This is a genomic window from Micromonospora sp. CPCC 205554, assembly GCF_036902745.1.
GTDB lineage: Bacteria > Actinomycetota > Actinomycetes > Mycobacteriales > Micromonosporaceae > Micromonospora > Micromonospora tulbaghiae.
In genome coordinates this window covers 89,983-110,191 of the sequence record NZ_JBAKHP010000021.1, presented here as the reverse complement: position 1 = coordinate 110,191, position 20,209 = coordinate 89,983, and the positions used below count along the sequence as shown (strand labels likewise).

Here is a 20,209-nt window from a genome sequence, read left to right as displayed (position 1 = left end):
ACTTCCCCCCCCCGCGCCCGCAGCCCAGACCGCCCGTGTCCCCGGCCCGCCCCCCGCTCGCCGCGCCGCGCCCGGCAGTGGCCGCGCACCCCGCCCCGCAACCCCGCCCGCCGGTGGCGCCGCGCGGCCCGGCCCCCGTCCCGCAGCCACGCCCCGTGCCCCAGCACAACCCCCTGGGGTACGCGCGACCGCCCGCCGCCGCACCGCCCCGGCGCTCCCGGTCGGGCCTGTGGACGACCGCGATCGTGGTGGCCGTACTGGTCATCCTCTGCTCGGGCGTGATTTCGTTCCTGTACCGGAAATACGGTGAGACCGCAGCCGCTCCGGCAAGTGTGAGCGTGACCTCCGGCGCGGTGCGGGCGTACGGAGGCGACTATCCGGTCCGCACGTCGTACCGTCGTGAGGTACGCCTCCTGCCGGCCGGCGGCGGTACGACGACGAGCGAAGGACGAGAGACGCGATGACAGCGCAGGCCCGCCTGCTCGGTGGCAGGTATCAGGTCGGCGAGCTGCTGGGCTACGGCGGCATGGCCGAGGTGCACCGCGGCCGTGACCTCCGGCTCGGGCGGGATGTCGCGATCAAGATGCTCCGTGCCGACCTGGCCCGGGATGCCACCTTCCAGATGCGGTTCCGCCGCGAGGCGCAGAACGCCGCCTCGCTCAACCACCCGGCCATCGTCGCCGTCTACGACACCGGCGAGGAGACCGCCCCCACGGGCGAGACCCTGCCGTTCATCGTGATGGAGTTCGTCAACGGCCGGACCCTCAAGGAGGTCCTCGGCGTCGAGGGGCGGCTCCAGCCGCGCCGGGCGCTGGAGATCTGCGCCGACATGTGCGCGGCGCTGGAGTTCAGCCACCGGCACGGGATCATCCACCGGGACATCAAGCCCGGGAACGTGATGCTCACCCAGACCGGTCAGGTCAAGGTGATGGACTTCGGCATCGCCCGGGCGCTGGCCAGCGGCGCCACCACGATGACGCAGACCAGCGCGGTCATCGGCACCGCGCAGTACCTCTCTCCCGAGCAGGCGCGCGGCGAGGCGGTCGACGCCCGCTCCGACGTCTACGCGGCCGGCTGCGTGCTGTTCGAGCTGCTCTGCGGCCACCCGCCGTTCGTGGGGGACAGCCCGGTCAGTGTGGCGTACCAGCACGTGCGGGAGCAGCCGCCGACGCCCAGCACGATCAACCCGGACGTCAACCCCGCCGTCGACGCGATCGTGCTCAAGGCGCTGTCGAAGAACCCGCTCAACCGCTACCAGAGCGCCGGCGAGATGCGGGCGGACCTGCTCCGCGCCGCCGCCGGCCGGCCGGTGCTCGCCACCCCGGTGATGCCGGCCGACGAGACCATGCCGATGGGCGCCGCCGCGGGTGGTGGCTACCACCAGGCGCAGCAGACCCAGATGATGGGCCCGCAGACCCGCCAGCAGCCGGCGGCGCGGGTGGGTGACCCGGGCAAGCGCAAGAGCTCGTCCTGGGTCATCGCGGCGTTCGCCGCGCTCGGCGTACTCGCGGTGATCGCGCTCGGCACCGCGCTCTGGCTCAACCAGGCCGGCAACGAGAAGGTGTCGGTGCCGCAGTTGGTGGGCCGTTCGCAGGCCGAGGCGCAGGCGGCGCTCACCCAGGCCGGGCTGCGGTTCACCGAGGGCGACCCGGTGCAGAACACCACGTGCGAGCGGGGCTCGGTGGTCGACCAGAGCCCGTCGTTCGGCCAGCGGGTGGAGAAGAACACCGAGGTCACCGTCAACGTCTGCACCGGCCCGGGCCAGGTGAACATCCCCACCAACCTGACGGGCGGCACGTACGACGCCGCGAGCGACCGTCTGACCGAACTCAAGCTGATCCCGGTGCGCGAGAACGTCAACGGCAGCGCGCCGGAAGGTCAGGTCGTCGACGTCTCGCCGAAGGAAGGCAGCGCGGTCGCCGAGGGCAGCAAGGTGACGCTCAAGGTCTCCCGGGGCAACGTCAGCGAGGTGCCGAACGTCCGCGGCTACACCGAGGACCAGGCGAAGCAGCGGCTCAAGGAGGCCGGCTACGTGGTCCGGGTCCAGGAGGGCGACGAGGTCGACCCGGCCGAGGCGGGCAAGGTCAGCAGCCAGTCGCCGGCCGCCGGGACCAGCCTGGCCAAGGGCGAGCGGGTGACCATCCGGGTCGACGTGCCGCGCGAGGAGGAGCCGACCAGCCCGACGCCGAGCGTCACCCCCAGCACGTCTCCGAGCACGCCGGGCAACGGCGGCGGTAACGGCGGCGGCAGCGGCTTCCCGTTCCCCCCGGTGACCCCGACCCGCACCGACCGCTGAGCACCATCTGACCGACCGACGCGGCGGCGTCCCCGATCCCCGGGGCCGCCGCCGCGCTCGCATCTCCGTCCGCCTCTCCCGTTGATCATGAGGTTAGCGGCACTGGGCGTCCGATTTGTCCCCGTCAACTTCATGATCGACGGGGAAGGGGGCGGGACGCGCGCGGGGGTGGAGGGGGTCAGGCTGGGGAGAAGGCGGCCTGGCGGCGGGCGTCGACCTCGGCGGCCAGCTCGGGGGCGCGCTCCAGCGCCGCGGGGTAGCCGCAGGCGGCAAGCCAGTTCGCCAGCATCAGGTGACCGCCCTCGGTCAGCACCGACTCGGGGTGGAACTGCACGCCCTCGATCGGCAGCGAGCGGTGCCGCATCGCCATCACCACGCCGGAGGCGGTCCGGCCGGTGACCTCCAGCTCGTCGGGAAGCGTCTCGGGCAGGACGGCCAGCGAGTGGTACCGGGTGGCGGTGAACGGGTCCGGCAGCCCGGCGAGCACGCCCACGCCGTCGTGGCGTACCTCCGAGGTCTTGCCGTGCAGCAGCTCCGGCGCGCGGGCGACGGTCGCGCCGAACGCCTCACCGATCGCCTGGTGACCGAGGCAGACGCCGAAGATCGGGAGCTTGCCGGCGTACTCGCGGATCACGTCCAGGCAGATGCCGGCCCGGTCCGGGCTGCCCGGGCCGGGCGACAGCAGGACACCGGCGGCGCCGACGCGGCCCACCTCGGCGACGTCGATCTCGTCGTTGCGCCGCACCTCGCAGTCGGCGCCGAGCTGGCCGAGGTACTGCACGAGGTTGAAGACGAACGAGTCGTAGTTGTCGATCACCAGTACGCGCATCGCTGTCACCTGTTCGGGGTGGAGGGTGGGGCGTTGTTCGTCTCGGTGCTGTACGGCAGCTCCTCCTCGCCGGGCAGCCCGGTCGGTTCGGTGATGCCACCGTCACCCGGTACGCCGGATTCCTGGGTGACCTGCACGTCGTCGAAGGGCAGCAGCGGTTCGGCCCACGGGAACACCACGAACCAGAGCAGCGCGACGGTGGCGGTGGCCAGCACCAGCGAGCCGACCAGCTTGCCGGGCAGCCCGAACGGCAGTTTGCGCCAGATCCACGAGTACACGGCTCACGCCTCCAACTCGGCCGGGCGGCCCGCCGACTTGGCCTGCGTGTGGTCCAGCCGGGCATGGATGATCAACCGTTGGTAGTTGTCGAACTTCGGATTGCAGGTGGTGAGCGTCAGCAGCTTCTCGGTGGGCTTCTGACCCGGCTTGCCGGGCACCGGCGCGACTACCTCCACCTGGGACGGCTTGACGATCCGCTGCTGGTAGACCCGGTAGACGAGCCACTCCGTCTTGGTCTCGACCACTATCGCGTCGCCGGTCTTCATCTCGTCAAGCCGCCAGAACGTGGAGCGGATGCGGTGACCGGCGACGGAGAAGTTGCCCACCTCGCCGGGCATGGCACTGTCCGGGTAGCGGCCCGGCGCGTACCGGATGTCCTCCGGGCTGACCCCCTCGACCACCACCCAGTGCTTGTCGAACTTGGGGATGTAGAGGCCGGCGACCGGCCTGCCCTCCGCCGGTGGCTTCGGCTTCACCGTCGGCCCGGTGGTCGGGCCGACGGTCGGGTCCGCCGCCGCGCCCCACTCCTGGGCGAGCTGGCTGTTCAGGTCGTTCTGGTGGGCCTCGACGATGACCGCCTTGCCCCAGATCTCGTACCCGGCGAAGAGGAGCACCACCAGCCCGAAGGTGATCAGCAGCTCGCCGGTGCCCCGCACGAGCGTGCGCAGCCGGGAGCCGACGGTGGGGCGGGTCAGCTCGGAGTAGACGCTGCGGTATCCGTCGCCGGTCTGCTCGGGCCGCAGTTGCACCACCCGCTCGCCGCGCCGGGGACGGGGTGGCTCGGCGGGCGGTTCGGTGCCGCCGCCGTCCCCGTTGTCGGGCGGCGGGGGCACCGCGCCCATCAGCCCGGTGGCGTCCAGGTGGGGGTCCGCGGGTGGGCGGGTGACGGCGGGCAGCACCGTCGTCGCCCCTGGGTCGACCGGAGGGTTCCGGTCCGCGCCGGTCGGCCCGCCGAGAGGGGGTACGCCGGGCGACCGTTCACCACCCCCCGCCGGTCGGCGACCGTCCTCCGGCGGACGCCCGCCGGCCTCCCACGGGCGGGCGCCGGTCTGCGGTGGCTGTCCGCCGCGGCCACCACGCTCGGGCGGGATCGCCCCACCGGTGGGGTGGCGGACGGCGTTCTGCTGCCCCGCCGGTCCGTACGCCTCCGGTCGCGAGGGGCGCTCGCCCGGCCGGTGCGCGACGTCGCCGGGCGCGGCCGGGCGCATCCCGGGGGCGGGACCACCCCGGGGCGCCGGTCCGTGGGGCGCGGGGCCGTTCTGCGCGGGGCCGTGGTGCGCGGGGCCGTGGTGCGTGGGGCTGTGGTGCGCGGGGCCGTGGTGCGTGGGGCTGTGGTGCGCGGGGCCGTGGTGCGCCGGGCCGGACGGGCGGGGCGTACCCCCGGGTGGAAGCTCGCTCGCCGGGGGGCGGAACCGGGGGTCGGCCTCGGCGCGGGAGGCGCTCGTCGGCTGGTGCGCCTGAGCACCCGGCCACGGCGGCGGAGCGACCGGCGGGGCGGTCCGGGGCGGGGCGGAAGGCGGCGGGACGGGCGGCCGGGCGTCCGGGCCGCGTCGGGCCGGAGCGGTGTGGGCCGGTCCGGCGTCGGGCCACGGCAGGTCGAGCGGGGGTGGCGACGCCGGGGCCGGACGCTCGACCCGGGGGAGGAACGCTGTCGGCTCCTCCCGGCGGTCGCGGCCGGCGCGTTCCCGGGGGTCGCCGCCGGTCACCGGGGCACCGTCGCCGACTGCAACGCGGTGGAGTCCTCGAACGCCGGCACGGTGACTGTGGAGACGCGCTCGACGTACCCGAGTTGGTAGTGGTCGGCCACTTCCTTGAACACCCGCACTCCCTCAGAGGCGGCGAGCGCCCGCTGGAGTTCCGCGGGATCGCCGATTGCCACGATCTTGAAAGGAGGGGAGTACACCCGGCCGTGCAGCAGCAGGGTGTTACCGACGCAGCGTACCGCGCTGGTGCTCAGCACGCGGACGTTCATGATTGACATGGCCTCCGCGCCGCCGGCCCAGAGCGCGTTGACGACCGCCTGGACGTCGCCCTGGTGCACCACCAGGTCGTCGTTGCTGGCGCCCTTGGGCAGCGGCTGGTCGGGCCGGCGGTCGGCGTCGTTCAGCTCGACCGTCACGCCGCTGCCGGTGAGTGCGGTGAATCCGGCGCCCTGCCGGCTGGCGGCGGCCCGGTCCCGCTGGGTCTTGATCGGCCCGTCTGCGCCCGCGAGCGCGGCGGTCTGCTCCTCCACCTCGGCGCGGAGCCGGGCGGCCTTCGCCTCGCTGGCGGCGACCTCCTCGCGGCGGTCCTCGATCAGCTGGGTGAGCTGGGGCCGGCGGTCCTCCCGTAGGGGGGTGCCGCCCGCGGTGGTGGCGGTGGTGGTGAAGAGCAGGCCGGCCGCGGCGGCGATCAGGGGTACGCCGACGGACCAGCCGGGGCGGCGCTGGCGGGCGCGCCGGGGCAGCAGGGCGGCTGCCGCGCGGCGGAGGACCTTCTGCCAGGAGGCGGCGCCGGACGTGTACTCCACCGGGCGTTCCCTTTCCCGTCGTCTCGTTCCGGCCCGCGCCGGTGCGAGCCGACCTGCTCGACCCGGAAAGTCCGCTCTTTCCGGTTACTGAGTGCACCGGCCTGGCCCCATTCGTGGCCTGGACGGTCCGTCGGGACTACGCTAGCTGTCGAACATTATTGGCCATGGACCGTCGCCCTCGCGCCCGGTTGTCAGGCCGGACGAGGTCGTACCCCCCTCTGGAGAGCGTCGTGCCCAAGTCTCAGGTCCGCAAGAAGAAGGTGTACACCCCGCCGACGGACGTGCGTCCGACGGCGACGGCGTCGACGCGCAAGCCTAGCCCCATCTGGCTGCCGGTCACGGCGGTCACGCTCATCGTGGCTGGCATCGGCTGGCTGGTGCTCTACTACCTGTCCGAGCAGGCGTACCCGGTCGCCAGCTGGGGTTACTGGAACCTCGCCGTCGGCTTCGGCGCGATGGTCTCGTCGCTGATCCTGCTCTCCCGCTGGCGCTGATCCGGCGCTGCCCCACCCCGGCGTAGGTCACGCCACGCCGCCCCTGCCCGGCGCTTCGGTGCCGCTCCACCTAAGGTGTGCGCAGGGCGGCGTGGCCTGGTGCGAGAAGACTCACGTTACTGCTGGGTAACCTTGCGCGTAGGCTGCACGGACAAGCAGCAGACCGGGAGGCCAACTCGATGGGCAGCGTCCAGATCGTCACCACGATCCTCGCGGCCGCCATCACCGCCGTGGCGGTGTGGCTTGCGGTGCGCGCGGTCATGAAGATGACCGCCGTCATCCGGCTCGGCCAGCCCGCGCCGGAGCGGTTCGGCGACAAGGGCGCGCGTACGAAGAAGATGTTGGTGGAGACCGCCGGTCACACCCGCATGTTGAAGTGGAGCGTGGTCGGCGCCGCCCACTGGTTCGTGATGGTCGGCTTCATCGTGCTGTCGCTGCTGGTGCTGGAGGCCTACTTCGAGGTGGTCTCGACCGGCGGCGGGCTGCCGATCATCGGGCACTGGACGGTCTTCGGTCTGGTCACCGAGTGGATCGGCATCCTCGGCCTGGTCGGCATCCTGGTGCTGATGGCGATCCGGCTGCGCAACCGGCCCGGCCGCGCGGAGAACCGCTCCCGGTTCACCGGCTCGACCATGTGGCAGGGCTACTTCGTCGAGTGGGTCGTCCTGCTGGTCCTGATCTTCGGGTTCGTGATCCGGGGCTTCAAGGTCGCCACCGACCACTTCGAGTACCCGGTCTGGGCCGCCCCGCTCAGCCACGCGGTCGGCTCGGTCCTCCCGAACTGGGAGGCGGGCGTGAGCGTCGCCGCGCTCATCAAGATCGCCATTTCGATGACCTGGCTCATCGTGATCTCGCTGAACGTCACCATGGGCGTGGCCTGGCACCGCTTCCTGGCCTTCCCGAACATCTTCTTCAAGCGCGACCCGGAGAAGCCGGCCGGTTCCGGCCTGGGCCCGCTGCGCCCGATGACCAGCGAGGGCAAGCCGCTGGACTTCGAGGAGGCCGACCCGGAGAAGGACCAGTTCGGTGTCGCCCAGGTCGAGCAGTTCACCTGGAAGGGCCTGCTCGACTTCAGCACCTGCACCGAGTGCGGTCGCTGCCAGTCGCAGTGCCCCGCCTGGAACACCGGAAAGCCGCTGTCGCCGAAGCTGCTGGTGCTGAGCCTGCGCGACCACGCGTACGCCAAGGCGCCCTACCTGCTGGCCGGTGGCGGCAAGGACCTGACCGGCGAGGAGAAGGCCACCGAGGCGCAGCTCGCCCACATGGACGTGCTGGCCCTGGCCGAGGCGGACCGGCCGCTGATCGGCACCGCCGAGGAAGGCGGCGTCATCGACCCGGACGTGCTCTGGTCCTGCACCACCTGCGGCGCCTGTGTCGAGCAGTGCCCGGTGGACATCGAGCACGTGGACCACATCGTCGACATGCGCCGCTACCAGGTGCTGATCGAGTCGAGCTTCCCGTCCGAGGCCGGCGTCATGCTCCGCAACCTGGAGAACAAGGGCAACCCGTGGGGAGCCCCGCAGAACACCCGCGAGGACTGGACCAAGGGCCTCGGGTTCGAGGTGCCGCGCGTCGGCGAGGTCGACGACTTCGAGTACCTGTTCTGGGTCGGCTGCGCCGGCGCGTTCGAGGACCGGGCCAAGAAGACCACCCGCGCGGTCGCCACGCTGCTCAACGAGGCGGGCGTCAAGTTCGCCATCCTGGGCGAGGGCGAGACCTGCTCCGGTGACCCGGCCCGCCGTATCGGCAACGAGTTCGTCTTCCAGATGCTGGCCCAGCAGAACGTCGAGACGCTGAACGAGGCGTTCGAGGGCCGGGAGAAGAGCAAGCGGAAGATCGTCGCCACCTGCCCGCACTGCTTCAACACCCTGGGCAACGAGTACGGCCAGCTCGGCGGCGAGTTCGAGGTGGTGCACCACACCCAGCTGCTGGCCCACCTGGTCAGCGCCGGAAAGCTCACCCCGGTGCAGCCGGTCGACGGCGGCGTGACCTACCACGACCCGTGCTACCTGGGCCGCCACAACCGGATCTTCGCTGCGCCGCGCGAGGTGCTCGGCAGTGCCATCGGAGACGGCCGCGGTGGCGCAGCCTCGGATTCCGGTGCAGGCCGCGACAGCGGCCTCGTCGAGATGCCGCGCAACAGCGAGCGCTCCTTCTGCTGCGGTGCCGGCGGCGCCCGGATGTGGATGGAGGAGAAGATCGGCAAGCGGATCAACGTGGACCGGGTCGAGGAGGCCATGTCCACCGGGGCGAAGACCATCGCGGTCGGCTGCCCGTTCTGCTCGACGATGCTGAACGACGGCGTGAACGGCAAGGGCGCGGGCGAGGACGTCGAGGTGGTCGACGTGGCCAGCGTGCTGCTGCGCTCGGTCAAGCCGGAGGCCCCGGCCGGTGAGCCGGAGGTCGCGCCGACCGCAAGCTGAGGCGTACACCCGCCGTCGCGTTCAGCTGGTCGTGGTGGTCATGATGGCCGCGGTCCCGGCCGTGGTCGCGACCAGCAGCGCGGCCTGCATCTCCTCGATCGCCTTCTTGGCGGCGGCCGACGCCCAGTCACCGGCGGCGATCTCGTCGATCCGCGCCCTGACCCGCTCCTTCGGCAGCTCGCGGAAGATCTTGCGGTCCAGGCCGACCGCGCGGGTCAGCGTGAGCAGCGCGGCGGTCCGGGCCTCGACCGGGCCGTCGCCGGTGAGCGCGGCCGCCATCCGCTCCCGGGCCGCGGTCTCCACCGCCGGCTCCGCGCCGGTCGGCGAGGGATAGCGTGTACGCGGGAAGACCAGCAGCACACGGTCGGACTCCCGGCGCAGCACCCCCGCGTCGACGAGCCCGCCGAGCACCCGGTCCGGCAGTCCCTTGGCGAGTTTGCCGATCCAGTCCTTCGGCTTGCGCGGGCGGCCGGATCCGACAGTCGCCAGCGCCTCGTCGAGCAGCGGTACGCCGGTGGGGGCGGGGTCGGTCACCACGAGCCGCTTGTCCGTCACCTCCACCCGCCCGGCGAGCGCCAGTTCCAGCAGCACCGCCCCGGCGAGGCCGTAGTCGAGGTGCGGGCGACCGAGCCGGTTGGCGCCGTCGTCGTCGTACGCGAGCAGGACCAGTTCGTCGGTGAGCAGCAGACCGTCCATGCGCACCACGCTACGGGGGGTCCGCCGTCGGCGCGCGCGTGCCACAATCACGCGCATCGACGGCCTTCTGCTTCTGACGCTGTTGCCCCTGGTCGGTTTCGTGCTGCTGACCGCCGGCAACGCGTTCTTCGTCGCGGCCGAGTTCGCTCTGGTCACCGTCGACCGGGCGGAGATCGACAGGCGGGCCGACGAGGGGGACGGCCGGGCCGCCACGGTACGCCGCGCGCTGCGCGAGCTGTCCTTCCAGCTCTCCGGCGCGCAGCTCGGCATCACGCTCACCGCGTTGCTCACCGGCTACCTGGCCGAGCCCGCGCTGGCCCGGATCTTCACGCCGCTGCTGCACCCGCTCGGCGGCGCGGAACGCTTCTCCGGCCTGCTCGCGCTGGCCCTGGCCACGCTCATCTCGATGCTGTTCGGCGAGCTGGTGCCGAAGAACCTCGCGCTGGCCCGCCCGATGCCGGCCGCCCTCGCCACGGCCGCGCCGATGCGGGCCTTCTCCCGCACCTTCGGCTGGCTGATCCGGCTGCTGAACGAGTCCGCGAACCGGCTGGTGCGCCGCCTCGGCGTGGAGCCGCAGGAGGAACTGGCGAGCGCCCGCTCCCCGGAGGAACTGGGCCTGCTCGCCGCCATCTCGGCCCGGGCCGGCGCGCTGCCGCCGGACACCGCGATGCTGCTGCGCCGCACCATCCGCTTCGGCGACAAGCGGGCCGCCGAGGCGATGACGCCCCGGGTGGACGTGACCGCGTTGCGCGCCACCACGACGGTGGCCGAGTTGCTGGAGGCGTCCCGGCGGACCGGCCGCACCCGCTTCCCGGTCTACGAGGAGACGCTCGACCTGGTCACCGGCGTCGCCGGGGTGCCCGACGCGCTGGGTGTGCCGCTGGCCGGCCGGGCCGCCACCACCGTCGCCGCTGTCGCCCGGGAACCGGTGTACGTGCCGGAGAGCCTGAACCTGAACGGAGTGCTGGCCGCGCTCAAGGCCGCCGGGGCGGACCTGGCGATCGTGGTGGACGAGTACGGCGGCACCGACGGTGTGGTGACAGTGGAGGATCTCGTCGAGGAGCTGGTCGGGGAGATCGCCGACGAGTTCGACCCGGACGCGGTGGACGGCTTCGGTCCGGTGGAGCTCACAGTGCCCGGCGGCGAGCGGACCGTCCTGACCGACGGTGTGCTGCGCGCCGACGAGCTCGTCGAGCAGACCGGGTTCCGGCTGCCCGACGGGCCGTACGAGACGCTCGGCGGGTTCCTCATGGCGCGGCTCGGCCACATCCCGGTGCCGGGCGAGACGGTCGACGAGGCCGGGTACGAGTTCACGGTGGTGGAGGTCGACCGGCACCGGATCGAGCAGGTGCGGGTGGTGCGCCCCGAGGAGCCCGACGACGGTGCCTGAACTACTCGTGGCAGTGGTGTTGCTGCTCGGCAACGCGTTCTTCGTGGGCAGCGAGTTCGCGCTGATCGCCTCCCGCCGTACGGTGATCGAACCGCTGGCGGCGACGTCGAAGCGGGCCCGGCTGGCGCTGGCGGCGATGAACCAGATCCCGCTGATGATCGCCGGGGCGCAGCTCGGCATCACGGTCTGCTCGCTCGGCCTCGGCGCGATCGCCGAGCCGGCGCTGGCGCACCTGCTGGAGTCGCCGTTCGCCGCGCTGGGGCTGCCCGCCCCGGCCGTGCACCCGGTGTCGTTCGTCATCGCGCTGGCGGTGGTGGTGTTCCTGCACACGGTGGTCGGCGAGATGGTGCCGAAGAACATCACGCTGGCCGGCCCGGAACCGTCGGCGCTCTGGCTCGGCCCGGCCATGCTGGCGTTCTGCCTGGCCACCAAGCCGCTGCTGCTGGCGATGAAATGGGCGTCCCGGCAGGTGCTGCGGTGGTGGCGGGTGGAGGCGACCGACGCGGTGAAGACGGTGTTCACGGCCGAGGAACTGGCCGGGCTGGTCTCCCAGGCGCGTACCGAGGGGTTGCTGGACGCCGAGGAGCACGCCCGGATCACCGGCGCGCTGGCCCTGCACAGCCGTACCGCGGCGGACGCGCTGCAACCCTGGTCGACGGTGACCACGGTGGCCGAGGACGTCTCACCGGCGTCGCTGGAGGTGCTGGCCACGCGTACCGGCCGGTCCCGCTTCCCGGTGGTGCAGCGGTCCACCCGCCGGGTGCTCGGATTCGTGCACGTCAAGGACGTGCTCGGGTACGCCGGAGCGAGCCGCCGGGCACCGGTGCCGGCCGAGATCTACCGGCCGCTGGCGGTGGTGCCGCCGGACCGTACGCTCGCCGATCTGCTGCTCGCGATGCGCCGCGAACGCCGCCACATGGTGCTGGTCAGCGACGGGCGTCGGCCGATGGGTGTGGTGACGCTCGACGACGTATTGACAGCCATCGTCGGGAGATGAATTGAATACCCTTGGTGTGCAACCGATTGCGGATACGTGATTGAACAAACGGTCGCCTTGATTCCATCGGACGCCTTCCCTAATGTGGGGCACCGACCGCTGTGGGTCGTCTGCCTCGACCTTCCCTCTCGCGAGGCGCCCGGCGGTCGGTTGCAAAGGAGTCCGTGCCGGTGGCAACCACGCCCCCTCAACGTCACGCCCCGAGCGCTCCACCCGGCCGGCGGGCCGGGTTCCGACGGGTGGTACACGGTCTGGTCACCCTGGTCGCGGCCGCCGCGGTCGGCGCCGGAATGCTGACGGCCCCGGCGCACGCGGCGCCGTCGGTGGACGAGATCGACGCGCAGATCGACAAGCAGTGGCAGCAGCTCGAACCCACCATCGAGCAGTTCAACAAGGTCCGCTCGCAGCTTCGCACCAACCAGAAGAAGTCCAAGGCGCTGAAGGACAAGATGGTGCCGCTGGAGCTGGCCTCCACGCTCGCCATGAACAAGGTCGGCGACATCGCGGCCCGCTACTACATCCAGGGCCCGTCGCAGGAGCTGGGCGCGCTGCTGGTGAACACCAAGCCGGGCACGCTGGCCGAGCAGCTGGTCATGCTGGACCGGATCGCCGACGACCAGCGCCGCCAGATCGCCGGTGTGCTCAAGGTGCGCGACGAGTACAACAAGCAGAAGGAGAAGCTCGACGCGCTGATCGCGCTGGAGATCAAGCAGCAGAACGACCTCGCGGCGAAGAAGAAGCAGATCGACTCGGAGATCAAGCGGCTGACCGCCATGCTCCCGGTGACCTCGATCCGCCCGGCGGGCTGCCCCAAGATCGACGGTGTGGTCAGCAGCGCCGCACGGACCGCCATCAAGACGGCGTGCGCCCAGGTCGGTGACCCGTACGTGTGGGGCGCCACCGGCCCGAACTCGTTCGACTGCTCCGGCCTCACCCAGTACGCGTACAAGGCGGCGGGCATCTCGCTGACCCACTTCACCGGCGCCCAGTGGAACGAGGGCCGCAGGGTCTCCCGTTCCGAGGCCCGCCCCGGTGACCTGGTGTTCTTCGGCTCCGACCTGCACCACGTCGGGCTCTATCTCGGCAACGGGGTGATGGTGCACGCGCCACGTACCGGCAAACCGGTCCAGGTGTCGAGCATCAGCACCCAGCCGCTCGCCGGCTTCGTCCGGGTCGCCTGACCCGCAACACCCCTGGCAGCGAGAAGGCCCCCGGTCCACGCGGACCGGGGGCCTTCCCGTGTGCGGTGCCGGGTCAGCGTGGCGTGCCGACCGGGGACGGCAGGACCAGCACGTCGTCCAGGTTCACGAACATGATCCGGTGACCGAACTGGACCTGCACGTAGCGGTTCTTGCCGCGGACCACGGTCCGGTCACCCGGGGCCGAACCGTCGAACGACACCGCCCGGTAGTACTCGCCGGGCAGCACCCCGCCGACCGCGTACCGCTGGCCGGCGGCGAACGTGTACTGCAGCGGCGAGATGGTCTGGTACGGGATGGTGTCCGGGTAGGCGGCCTGCTCCGGGTAGGCCCGCCCGTACACCGGGATGGTGGCCTTGCCGGGCCGCGGCGTCACCACGAAGCCGGTGGCCCACTTGGCGGTCGGCGCGGAGGCCGGGTTGTGGAACCACGCCTTCTGGCCGAGGTACCAGATCGCCGTCCAGTCACCCTGGCGGCCGGCGAGTGCGTACGTCTGACCGGCGGAGGCGCGGGCGCCGTGGTCGGAGATGTACATCGTGTCCGGCGTGCCGTCCGGGCGCAGCCCGAGGTCGTTGACGAGCGGGGCGTCCGGGCTGGGCGCGGTCCGCAGGATCACCGACGAGGAGCCGCGCGACGGGCACGGCTGCGCCGGCGGGGTGGGCGTCGGGACGCCCGGCGGCTGCTGGTTGCAGCCGAAGAACGCCGGCCGGTTGGTGGCGAAGTCCGGGTCGATGGTGACCAGGCCGGTACGGGGCGTGCCGGTGCTGCGGAACGGCGCCTTCATCAGGTCGAAGTAGTGCGACCAGTCCCAGTACGGGCCCGGATCCCAGTGCATCCCGCGCACCGTTGCGGCGGTGGTGCCGGGCACGTTGTCGTGGCCGATGATGTGCTGCCGGTCCATCGGGATGCCGAACTTGAGCGCCAGGTGGCGGACCAGCTTGGCCGACGTGCGGTACATCGCCTCGGTGTACCAGGTGCCCTGACCGGCGAAGCCCTCGTGCTCCAGGCCGATGGACTTGGCGTTGACGTACCAGTTGCCGGCGTGCCAGCCGACGTCCTTGGCCTTGATGTGCTGGGCGATGTAGCCGTCCACCGAGCGCAACGTGTAGTGCCAGCCCAGGTAGTCGGCCCGCTTCACCAGGTCGACGCTCGGGCCGAAGTAGCCCTCGGTGTCGTGGATGACGATGTACTCGATCTTCTGCTGCTTCGGCCGGTCGCCCAGGTCGTGGTTGCCGTAGTCGCCCGGGTCGTCGCTGAGCTGCTCGTACGGCGCGGGAATCCACTCGCAGGCCAGCCGTACCGGGCACTCCAGCCCGTCCGGCCGCTCGGCGTTGCGCAGGCCGAGGCGGGCCAGGCGGGAACGGTCCGGCTTCGAGGCGGTGGCGGCGAGCGTGACCCGCTGCCCGTCGTCGGTGGTCCGGCTGGCGCCCTGGCCGAGCTGGTCGTAGACCTCGTCGGCGAAGGCCGCCGCCGCGTCGGAGGTGTCCGCGCCGGAGTACTTGGCCACCGCGGCGTACCAGGCCGCCGGGTCGGTGCCGGCGCCGACCGGCCCACCCAGAGCCTTCTGGTACGACGCCAGCAGCGCCGCGCCACCGCGGATGTTCGCGGCCGGGTCGGTCCGCAGCGTGCCCGCGTCGAGCCCGGTCAGCGCGGCGGCGGCGTCGAGCGTCTGGAGCGAGGCCGGCGGCAGCGGGGTCTCCCGCTCCGGCGCGGCGGCCGTGGCCGGATCGAGCTTGAGCGGGCGGGCGTCGTCGCCGCGCGGGTCCTCGTCCTCGTCGACGTGGGCGCTGCCCGGCGTGGCGAGGATGTGCGCGGCGTCGGTCAGGTGCATCGGGCCGTAGCCGCCGCTGGTGCTGGGCTGCCCGGTGTGGGTGTCCCAGCGGGACTCCAGATAGGAGACGCCGAGCAGCACGTTCTGCGGCACGCCGTACTCGGCCGCGGCGGCGGCGTACTGTTGTTGCCGGTCGCTCGTGGGCGCGGTCGTGTCCGGCGCGGCGGTCACCGGGCCGGTCGTCGCCAGCGCGGTGGCTGCGGCCACGGCGGCGGCGAGCAGTATCCGTCTGCCCGACGGCGGGGCGGAGAGGTGCATCGAACCTCCTGGACAGGGATGGGGGTCACTGCGTTTCCACCCTCACTCCGCACACCCGCAGGGGTCAATACCTTTCCAGTGGGTAATCAGCCTTGAAAGAAAATTTCACCTCCGCGCGGGGTGTGGCCCCACACCGCGTACGGAGTGTCACGGCGCTGGAAGTTGCGGATCGATAACGGTGGTCCCTACTCTGGTGAATCGTCGGCCGCACGTCTCACCGTCCAACCCGGTCGGTGACGGTCCGACACCGCCGAGTCGCCTGCGGGCGAGCCGGGGAACCAGGTACCTGGGGTGAATCCGCAGCGATGCGGTAGGGCGGCTCCCTTCCCGCCCGAATCCGTCAGCTAACCCGGTAGGCGGTACGGAAGAAGGAGTACGGACGCCCGGTGGCACTCCATGCCCCGCGGCCGTCGTCGAACCGGTCGGTCGACCGGTCCACGGCTGTGCCGCGTACCCGCTGGTCCCGCTTCACCACCGCCCTCGCCGCCCTCGTCGGCACCGCAGTCGTCCTGACCGGCGGCGCCACGGCGGCACACGCCGAACCCTCGGTCGCCGAGATCGAGGCCCAGATCGACCGCGACTGGAACAAGCTCGAACCGGTCATCGAACAGGTCAACGCCGTACGCGGGCAGCTCGCCGCGCGGCGCAAACAGGCCGACGCGCTCGGCCGGCAGATCGCACCCCTCCAGGCCCGGGTGGACGCCGCGCTCGGCCAGGTCGGCGGGCTCGCCGCCGACGCCTACAAGGGCGACAACCTCTCCACCGTGAACGCGCTGCTGGGCAGCCGTTCACCCGGTGACCTGGTGAACGGCCTGGAACTGCTCGACCGCTTCGCGCACCGCCAGCACGAGCAGGTGCGCTCCGTCGCCGCCCTGCGCGACGAGCTGGCGGCGAAGAAGAAGCCGCTGGACGAGATGATCGCCGGTCTGGCGCGTACCGAGGCCCAGCTCGCGGCGAAGAAGAAGCAGATCGACGCCGAGATCGCCAAGCTGGAGAAGCTGCGGCTCAAGGTGTACGGCAAGGGTGGCGGCGGCCCGCTGCGCCCGGCGCCGTGCCCGGCCGGCTACCCCGGCGGCCCGGCCGGTGCGGCGGTCAAGTTCGCCTGTGCCCAGATCGGCAAGATCTACGTCTGGGGCGCGGCCGGACCGGACCACTTCGACTGCTCGGGCCTCACCATGGCGGCCTGGGCCAAGGGCGGCGTCTCGCTGCCGCACAGCGCGCGCCAGCAGCACGGCGTGACGCAGCGGATCAGCCGGGCCGAGCTGCGCGCCGGTGACCTCGTCTTCTACTACAGCGACCTGCACCACGTGGCGATGTACGTGGGCGACGGCTGGGTGGTGCACGCCTCCCAGTCCGGCAAGCCCATCACCATGAAGCGGGTCGACGACGGCGACATCAACAGCTACGGCCGGGTGTAAGGAAGGGCCCCCTCTTAACGCCTCCGGTAGAGGAGGGGGCCCCTATTAACAACTGTGGGCGCCGTCAGCGGGTCGGCCAGGTGCGCCAGCTCTGCCAGGACCGGCTCGGCGTGGGACCGCGCTGCCCCTGGTAACGCGAGCCGTAGACGGCCGAGCCGTACGGGTGCTCGGCCGGCGAGGAGAGCCGGAAGATGCAGAGCTGGCCGATCTTCATGCCCGGCCAGAGCGTGATCGGCAGGTTCGCCACGTTCGACAGCTCCAGCGTGACGTGACCGGAGAAACCCGGGTCGATGAAGCCGGCGGTCGAGTGGGTCAGCAGCCCCAGCCGCCCGAGGCTCGACTTGCCCTCCAGCCGGCCGGCGAGCTGGTCACCCAGCGAGATCACCTCAAGGGTGGAGGCGAGCACGAACTCGCCCGGGTGCAGCACGAACGGCTGCCCCTCCGGCACCTCCACCATCGAGGTCAGGTCGTCCTGCTGGATCGACGGGTCGATGTGCGTGTAGAGGTGGTTGTTGAAGACCCGGAACAGCCGGTCCAGGCGTACGTCGATGCTCGACGGCTGCACCAGCGTGGGCTCGAAGGGCTCCAGCGCGAGCGTGCCGGCCTTGATCTCGGAGACCAGGTCGCGGTCGGAGAGCAGCATCGGAACACCATAGCGACAGGTGCCGGTGACCTGCGTGTCGCACTACATCTTCGTACACGTGTTCGATAGAGTGTCCACATGGCTTCCTGGTCCGAATTCGCCGCCGACGAGCCCCGCCTCGCCGACGAGATCCGCCTCCTGATGCAGCAGTACGGGCCGGGCTTCGGCTACCTCGCCACGGTCCGCGCCGACGGCGGCCCCCGGGTCCATCCCGTGTCGCCGGTGTTCACCGCAGACGGCCTCTGGTGCTTCGTCATCGACTCGCCGAAGCGCCGCGACCTCGAACGCGACGGCCGCTACGCGCTGCACTCGTTCCCGCCGGAGGAGAGCGACGACGAGGCGTATGTCGCGGGCCGCGCACGGCCGGTGACCGACCCGGCCACCGTGGCCCGGCTGGCCCGGATCGCCCGCGCGTCGCCGCAGGGCGACTGGCGGCTGTTCGAGTTCACCGTCGAGGCGGCGATGCTGACGCGGCGCGACCCGGTGGCGCAGCCCGGCGCCGCTCCGCCGCAGGTGCGGGTCTGGCTCGATCCGCGCGGGGCCGAACCCGCCCGGCGTGACCCGCTCGCCGCCGAGGGGCGGCGTGGCCGGCACGGCTTCGACACCCGCCGCCCGGCCGCCTGATCCGGCCCACGACGAAACGGTGCCGGCCCCGTCCGAGGACAGGGCCGGCACCGGTACGCGGTACGACGGTCAGGCTGCGCGGTAGGCGTTCCACGCGGTGAGCATGCGGCTCGCCTGGCCGGCGGTGAACTGGTACATGCAGGAGTCGTACGTGTAGTCCATGAAGTTGGTGATCGGGTCCTTGCCGGCGGTCGAGCAGGTGTCGCGGCCGGTCGGGCACTGGTACGCCGGGGACGCCTCGGCCGGGGTGTCGGAGACGCTGTCGCCCGAGCCGGAGCAGCCGCCCTGGAAGGTGTGGTAGAGGTTCAGCCAGTGGCCGACCTCGTGGGTGCCGGTGTCACCCTGGTTGTAGTTGGTCGCGGTGCCGCCGGGCAGCGACTCGTTCAGCACGACCACGCCGTCCATCTTGTCCAGCGTCCGCTTCGGGAACGTCGCCCAGCCCAGCAGGCCGTTGCTCAGCTCGCCGAGGTAGATGTTCAGCGTGTTCTTGCCGCCCTCACGCAGCGAGGTCTTCATCGAGCGCTCGGCGGAGGAGCCCTGCACGATCGGGTACCACGACGGGTTCGTCACCCGGTTGATCTTCGTGAGCTGGAACCCGAAAGCGGTGGCGGCGCCGCCGGTCGAGCCCGCGTACGACTGGTTCAGCACGGTGATCTGCTGGTTGATCATCGAGTCGGTGATGTTGCCGCCGGCCCGGGTGCTGTTCTCCTGGATGACGTGCACGACGACCGGGATGGTCACGGTGGCCAGCGGGGCGACGGCGCCGGTCCGGAAGCTTGCCCGCTCGCGCTGCGCGGCGGCGAGGTCGGCCTCACGGTCACGGACCTGCTTGGCGGTCAGGTGGTTGGGGTCGAGCTTGGCGTTGCCGCCCTTCGCGACGCGCGCGTTCGCGTGTTCGTCGGCGTGGGCGTCGGCCGGCTCGGCGCAGACGCCGGCCGGGGCGGCCGAGAAGGCCGAAGCAGCGGGGACGACGCCGACGGCGGCGGTGCTGAGCAGCAGCGCGAGGGTCGACGTCGCGACACCGGCGGTACGCCGGGTCAGCAGGTTGGGACGGAGTCCCATGGGCCCACCTCTTTCTGACGGCGTGGCAGGGGGTGTGTCACGCCGGTTCGGAAACGTGGGGCAGACGTTACATCTCATCGACGGATTTGAGAACGCCCATATGTTGCGGGGGTGCAACTTCGTGCGCGGGGATACCTGGGTGCACGGGCGTGGTGACCTCAGGTAGAGTGATGCCGCCTGCGGGTGTAGTTCAATGGCAGAACATCAGCTTCCCAAGCTGACAGTGCGGGTTCGATTCCCGTCACCCGCTCCAGCGTGAGGCCCCAGCTCAGGACAGGTTTCCTGGCTGGGGCCTCAATCGTTGCCGAACGTGTCGGAAGCGCCTGCGGTGATCACCTGCCAATGAGTGGACGCTCCGATCCGGGCCCGGTTGAGGTCATCCGTACCATCGTGTTGTGCGACCTATCGAGCCGGTGCGCTCCGGTTCGCCTGCTTGGGACATCACGGTCCCGGCACGACCCGGCCGGTTGGCGGGGGTCACCATGGCGGGTTTCAGCGATCGGGCTGATGCCCCGGTCGAGGTCGAGGTCGTGCCGCACCCCGCCTTCATGGTGATCTTCGACCTCGGCGATCAGCCGCTCGTCGTCGAGGACGGTGCTGGACGGCAACAGCGAGGCTGCGTCACCGCCGGACTCGCGCCACGCCCCGGCGCCCAGGGACGAGGACAGGCCGGAAGCTTCGCGTGCCTTCAGGTGCGGCTGTCGCCTGTGATCGCGCACGCGGTCCTGGGTGCCGCATCGGAGCTGAGCGGGACCGTGACAGCCCTGGACGACCTCTGGGGGCGCGACGCCGCGCGAATCCAGGAGCGGCTGCGTGCCGCCCGATCCTGGGACGACCGGTTCGCGATGGCCGAGGTGGCGCTGGCCCGGCGTCACGACGCGGGCCGCGCGGTCGATGCGGAAGTCGCCTACTGCTGGAGGCGGATGGTGGCCGGCGGGGGGCAGGTGCGGGTCGAGCGGTTGGCGGCCGAGGTCGGATGGAGTCGTAAGCGGCTGTGGGCCCGATTCCGGTCCCAGATCGGACTCACCCCCAAGCGCGCCGCCCAGCTCATCCGGTTCGATCGTGCGGCCCATCGCCTCGCCGCGGGTCACAGCGCCGCAGCGGCAGCCGCCGACAGCGGTTACGCCGACCAGTCGCACCTCCACCGAGATGTCATGAGCTTCACCGGAGCGACGCCCGCGACCGTGGCGAGCGCACCGTTCCTCGCCGTCGACGATGTCGCCTGGCCTGTCCGGCCCTGACGCCCAGGCCGTGGGAAGTC

The 20,209-nt window shown here is 71.8% G+C and carries 17 protein-coding genes, 1 tRNA gene and 1 riboswitch; of the genes, 10 read left to right on the top strand and 8 right to left on the bottom strand.

Annotated features, from left to right (window positions below):
* Positions 1-460 precede the first annotated feature (460 nt).
* Positions 461-2,296 (top strand): Stk1 family PASTA domain-containing Ser/Thr kinase, encoded by a 1,836-nt coding sequence (gene pknB, locus V6U82_RS23050; protein WP_334464410.1) that lies wholly within the window; start codon positions 461-463, stop codon positions 2,294-2,296.
* Between the two features lie 178 nt (positions 2,297-2,474).
* Here pknB and V6U82_RS23045 read toward each other — a convergent pair whose 3' ends face one another.
* The 4 genes from V6U82_RS23045 to V6U82_RS23030 form a co-directional block, all read right to left on the bottom strand.
* On the bottom strand, positions 2,475-3,125 hold the full coding sequence (locus V6U82_RS23045) for an aminodeoxychorismate/anthranilate synthase component II (protein ID WP_334464408.1): 651 nt from the start codon (positions 3,123-3,125) through the stop codon (positions 2,475-2,477).
* Positions 3,126-3,130: 5 nt separating this feature from the next.
* Positions 3,131-3,403, bottom strand: coding sequence for a hypothetical protein (locus tag V6U82_RS23040; protein WP_334464406.1), 273 nt, complete (start codon positions 3,401-3,403; stop codon positions 3,131-3,133).
* Positions 3,404-3,406: 3 nt separating this feature from the next.
* Positions 3,407-4,303 carry a class E sortase gene (locus V6U82_RS23035; protein WP_334464403.1) on the bottom strand — a complete coding sequence of 299 codons (897 nt, stop codon included), beginning with the start codon at positions 4,301-4,303 and terminating at the stop codon, positions 3,407-3,409.
* A gap of 803 nt (positions 4,304-5,106) precedes the next feature.
* On the bottom strand, positions 5,107-5,913 hold the full coding sequence (locus V6U82_RS23030; RefSeq protein ID WP_128137976.1) for a DUF881 domain-containing protein: 807 nt from the start codon (positions 5,911-5,913) through the stop codon (positions 5,107-5,109).
* Between the two features lie 230 nt (positions 5,914-6,143).
* On the opposite strand from V6U82_RS23030, the gene V6U82_RS23025 reads away from it, so the two are divergent.
* Together V6U82_RS23025 and V6U82_RS23020 are read left to right on the top strand one after the other, a co-directional pair.
* Positions 6,144-6,407 carry a cell division protein CrgA gene (locus V6U82_RS23025; protein ID WP_013283316.1) on the top strand — a complete coding sequence of 88 codons (264 nt, stop codon included), beginning with the start codon at positions 6,144-6,146 and terminating at the stop codon, positions 6,405-6,407.
* 179 nt (positions 6,408-6,586) lie between these two features.
* Positions 6,587-8,830: a (Fe-S)-binding protein gene (locus tag V6U82_RS23020; RefSeq protein WP_334464400.1), complete on the top strand. Its 2,244-nt coding sequence runs from the start codon at positions 6,587-6,589 to the stop codon at positions 8,828-8,830.
* A 21-nt stretch (positions 8,831-8,851) separates the two neighbouring features.
* Here the strand turns inward: V6U82_RS23020 and V6U82_RS23015 are convergent, their stop codons facing one another.
* Positions 8,852-9,526 (bottom strand): GOLPH3/VPS74 family protein, encoded by a 675-nt coding sequence (locus tag V6U82_RS23015; RefSeq protein WP_334464398.1) that lies wholly within the window; start codon positions 9,524-9,526, stop codon positions 8,852-8,854.
* A gap of 82 nt (positions 9,527-9,608) precedes the next feature.
* Between V6U82_RS23015 and V6U82_RS23010 the strand changes: the two genes are divergently transcribed.
* From V6U82_RS23010 to V6U82_RS23000, 3 genes are all read left to right on the top strand, one after another.
* Positions 9,609-10,916, top strand: coding sequence for a hemolysin family protein (locus tag V6U82_RS23010; protein WP_334464396.1), 1,308 nt, complete (start codon positions 9,609-9,611; stop codon positions 10,914-10,916).
* Positions 10,909-11,913, top strand: a complete 1,005-nt coding sequence (locus V6U82_RS23005; RefSeq protein WP_128137973.1) for a hemolysin family protein — start codon at positions 10,909-10,911, stop codon at positions 11,911-11,913. Before V6U82_RS23010 ends, V6U82_RS23005 begins: the two co-directional genes overlap by 8 nt.
* A 170-nt stretch (positions 11,914-12,083) precedes the next feature.
* Positions 12,084-13,094, top strand: coding sequence for a C40 family peptidase (locus tag V6U82_RS23000; protein ID WP_334464394.1), 1,011 nt, complete (start codon positions 12,084-12,086; stop codon positions 13,092-13,094).
* 73 nt (positions 13,095-13,167) lie between these two features.
* Here V6U82_RS23000 and V6U82_RS22995 read toward each other — a convergent pair whose 3' ends face one another.
* Entirely contained in the window at positions 13,168-15,201 is a 2,034-nt protein-coding gene (locus V6U82_RS22995; protein WP_334464392.1) for an N-acetylmuramoyl-L-alanine amidase, read from the bottom strand.
* Between the two features lie 238 nt (positions 15,202-15,439).
* A riboswitch (cyclic di-AMP (ydaO/yuaA leader) is annotated at positions 15,440-15,574 on the top strand.
* A 13-nt stretch (positions 15,575-15,587) separates the two neighbouring features.
* Between V6U82_RS22995 and V6U82_RS22990 the strand changes: the two genes are divergently transcribed.
* On the top strand, positions 15,588-16,619 hold the full coding sequence (locus V6U82_RS22990; RefSeq protein WP_334464391.1) for a C40 family peptidase: 1,032 nt from the start codon (positions 15,588-15,590) through the stop codon (positions 16,617-16,619).
* Between the two features lie 64 nt (positions 16,620-16,683).
* On the opposite strand, the gene dcd is transcribed toward V6U82_RS22990, so the two are convergent.
* Complete coding sequence (gene dcd, locus V6U82_RS22985; protein ID WP_013283324.1) at positions 16,684-17,262, bottom strand: dCTP deaminase; 579 nt, start codon at positions 17,260-17,262, stop codon at positions 16,684-16,686.
* Between the two features lie 78 nt (positions 17,263-17,340).
* Here dcd and V6U82_RS22980 point away from each other — a divergent pair, with 78 nt between their 5' ends.
* Positions 17,341-17,886, top strand: coding sequence for a pyridoxamine 5'-phosphate oxidase family protein (locus tag V6U82_RS22980; RefSeq protein ID WP_334464389.1), 546 nt, complete (start codon positions 17,341-17,343; stop codon positions 17,884-17,886).
* 69 nt (positions 17,887-17,955) lie between these two features.
* Here the strand turns inward: V6U82_RS22980 and V6U82_RS22975 are convergent, their stop codons facing one another.
* Positions 17,956-18,948: a zinc metalloprotease gene (locus V6U82_RS22975; RefSeq protein ID WP_013283326.1), complete on the bottom strand. Its 993-nt coding sequence runs from the start codon at positions 18,946-18,948 to the stop codon at positions 17,956-17,958.
* A 179-nt stretch (positions 18,949-19,127) separates the two neighbouring features.
* Between V6U82_RS22975 and V6U82_RS22970 the strand changes: the two genes are divergently transcribed.
* A tRNA-Gly gene (locus V6U82_RS22970) sits at positions 19,128-19,201 on the top strand.
* Positions 19,202-19,430: 229 nt separating this feature from the next.
* Positions 19,431-20,189: a helix-turn-helix domain-containing protein gene (locus V6U82_RS22965; protein ID WP_334464383.1), complete on the top strand. Its 759-nt coding sequence runs from the start codon at positions 19,431-19,433 to the stop codon at positions 20,187-20,189.
* Positions 20,190-20,209 lie beyond the last annotated feature (20 nt).

Coding starts and splice junctions, on each gene's coding strand:
- pknB (WP_334464410.1), top strand. CDS start 461: ATGACAGCGCAGGCCCGCCTGCTCGGTGGCAGGTATCAGGTCGGCGAG.
- V6U82_RS23045 (WP_334464408.1), bottom strand. CDS start 3,125: ATGCGCGTACTGGTGATCGACAACTACGACTCGTTCGTCTTCAACCTC.
- V6U82_RS23020 (WP_334464400.1), top strand. CDS start 6,587: ATGGGCAGCGTCCAGATCGTCACCACGATCCTCGCGGCCGCCATCACC.
- V6U82_RS23015 (WP_334464398.1), bottom strand. CDS start 9,526: ATGGACGGTCTGCTGCTCACCGACGAACTGGTCCTGCTCGCGTACGAC.
- V6U82_RS22995 (WP_334464392.1), bottom strand. CDS start 15,201: ATGCACCTCTCCGCCCCGCCGTCGGGCAGACGGATACTGCTCGCCGCC.
- dcd (WP_013283324.1), bottom strand. CDS start 17,262: ATGCTGCTCTCCGACCGCGACCTGGTCTCCGAGATCAAGGCCGGCACG.
- V6U82_RS22980 (WP_334464389.1), top strand. CDS start 17,341: ATGGCTTCCTGGTCCGAATTCGCCGCCGACGAGCCCCGCCTCGCCGAC.
- V6U82_RS22975 (WP_013283326.1), bottom strand. CDS start 18,948: ATGGGACTCCGTCCCAACCTGCTGACCCGGCGTACCGCCGGTGTCGCG.
- V6U82_RS22965 (WP_334464383.1), top strand. CDS start 19,431: ATGGCGGGTTTCAGCGATCGGGCTGATGCCCCGGTCGAGGTCGAGGTC.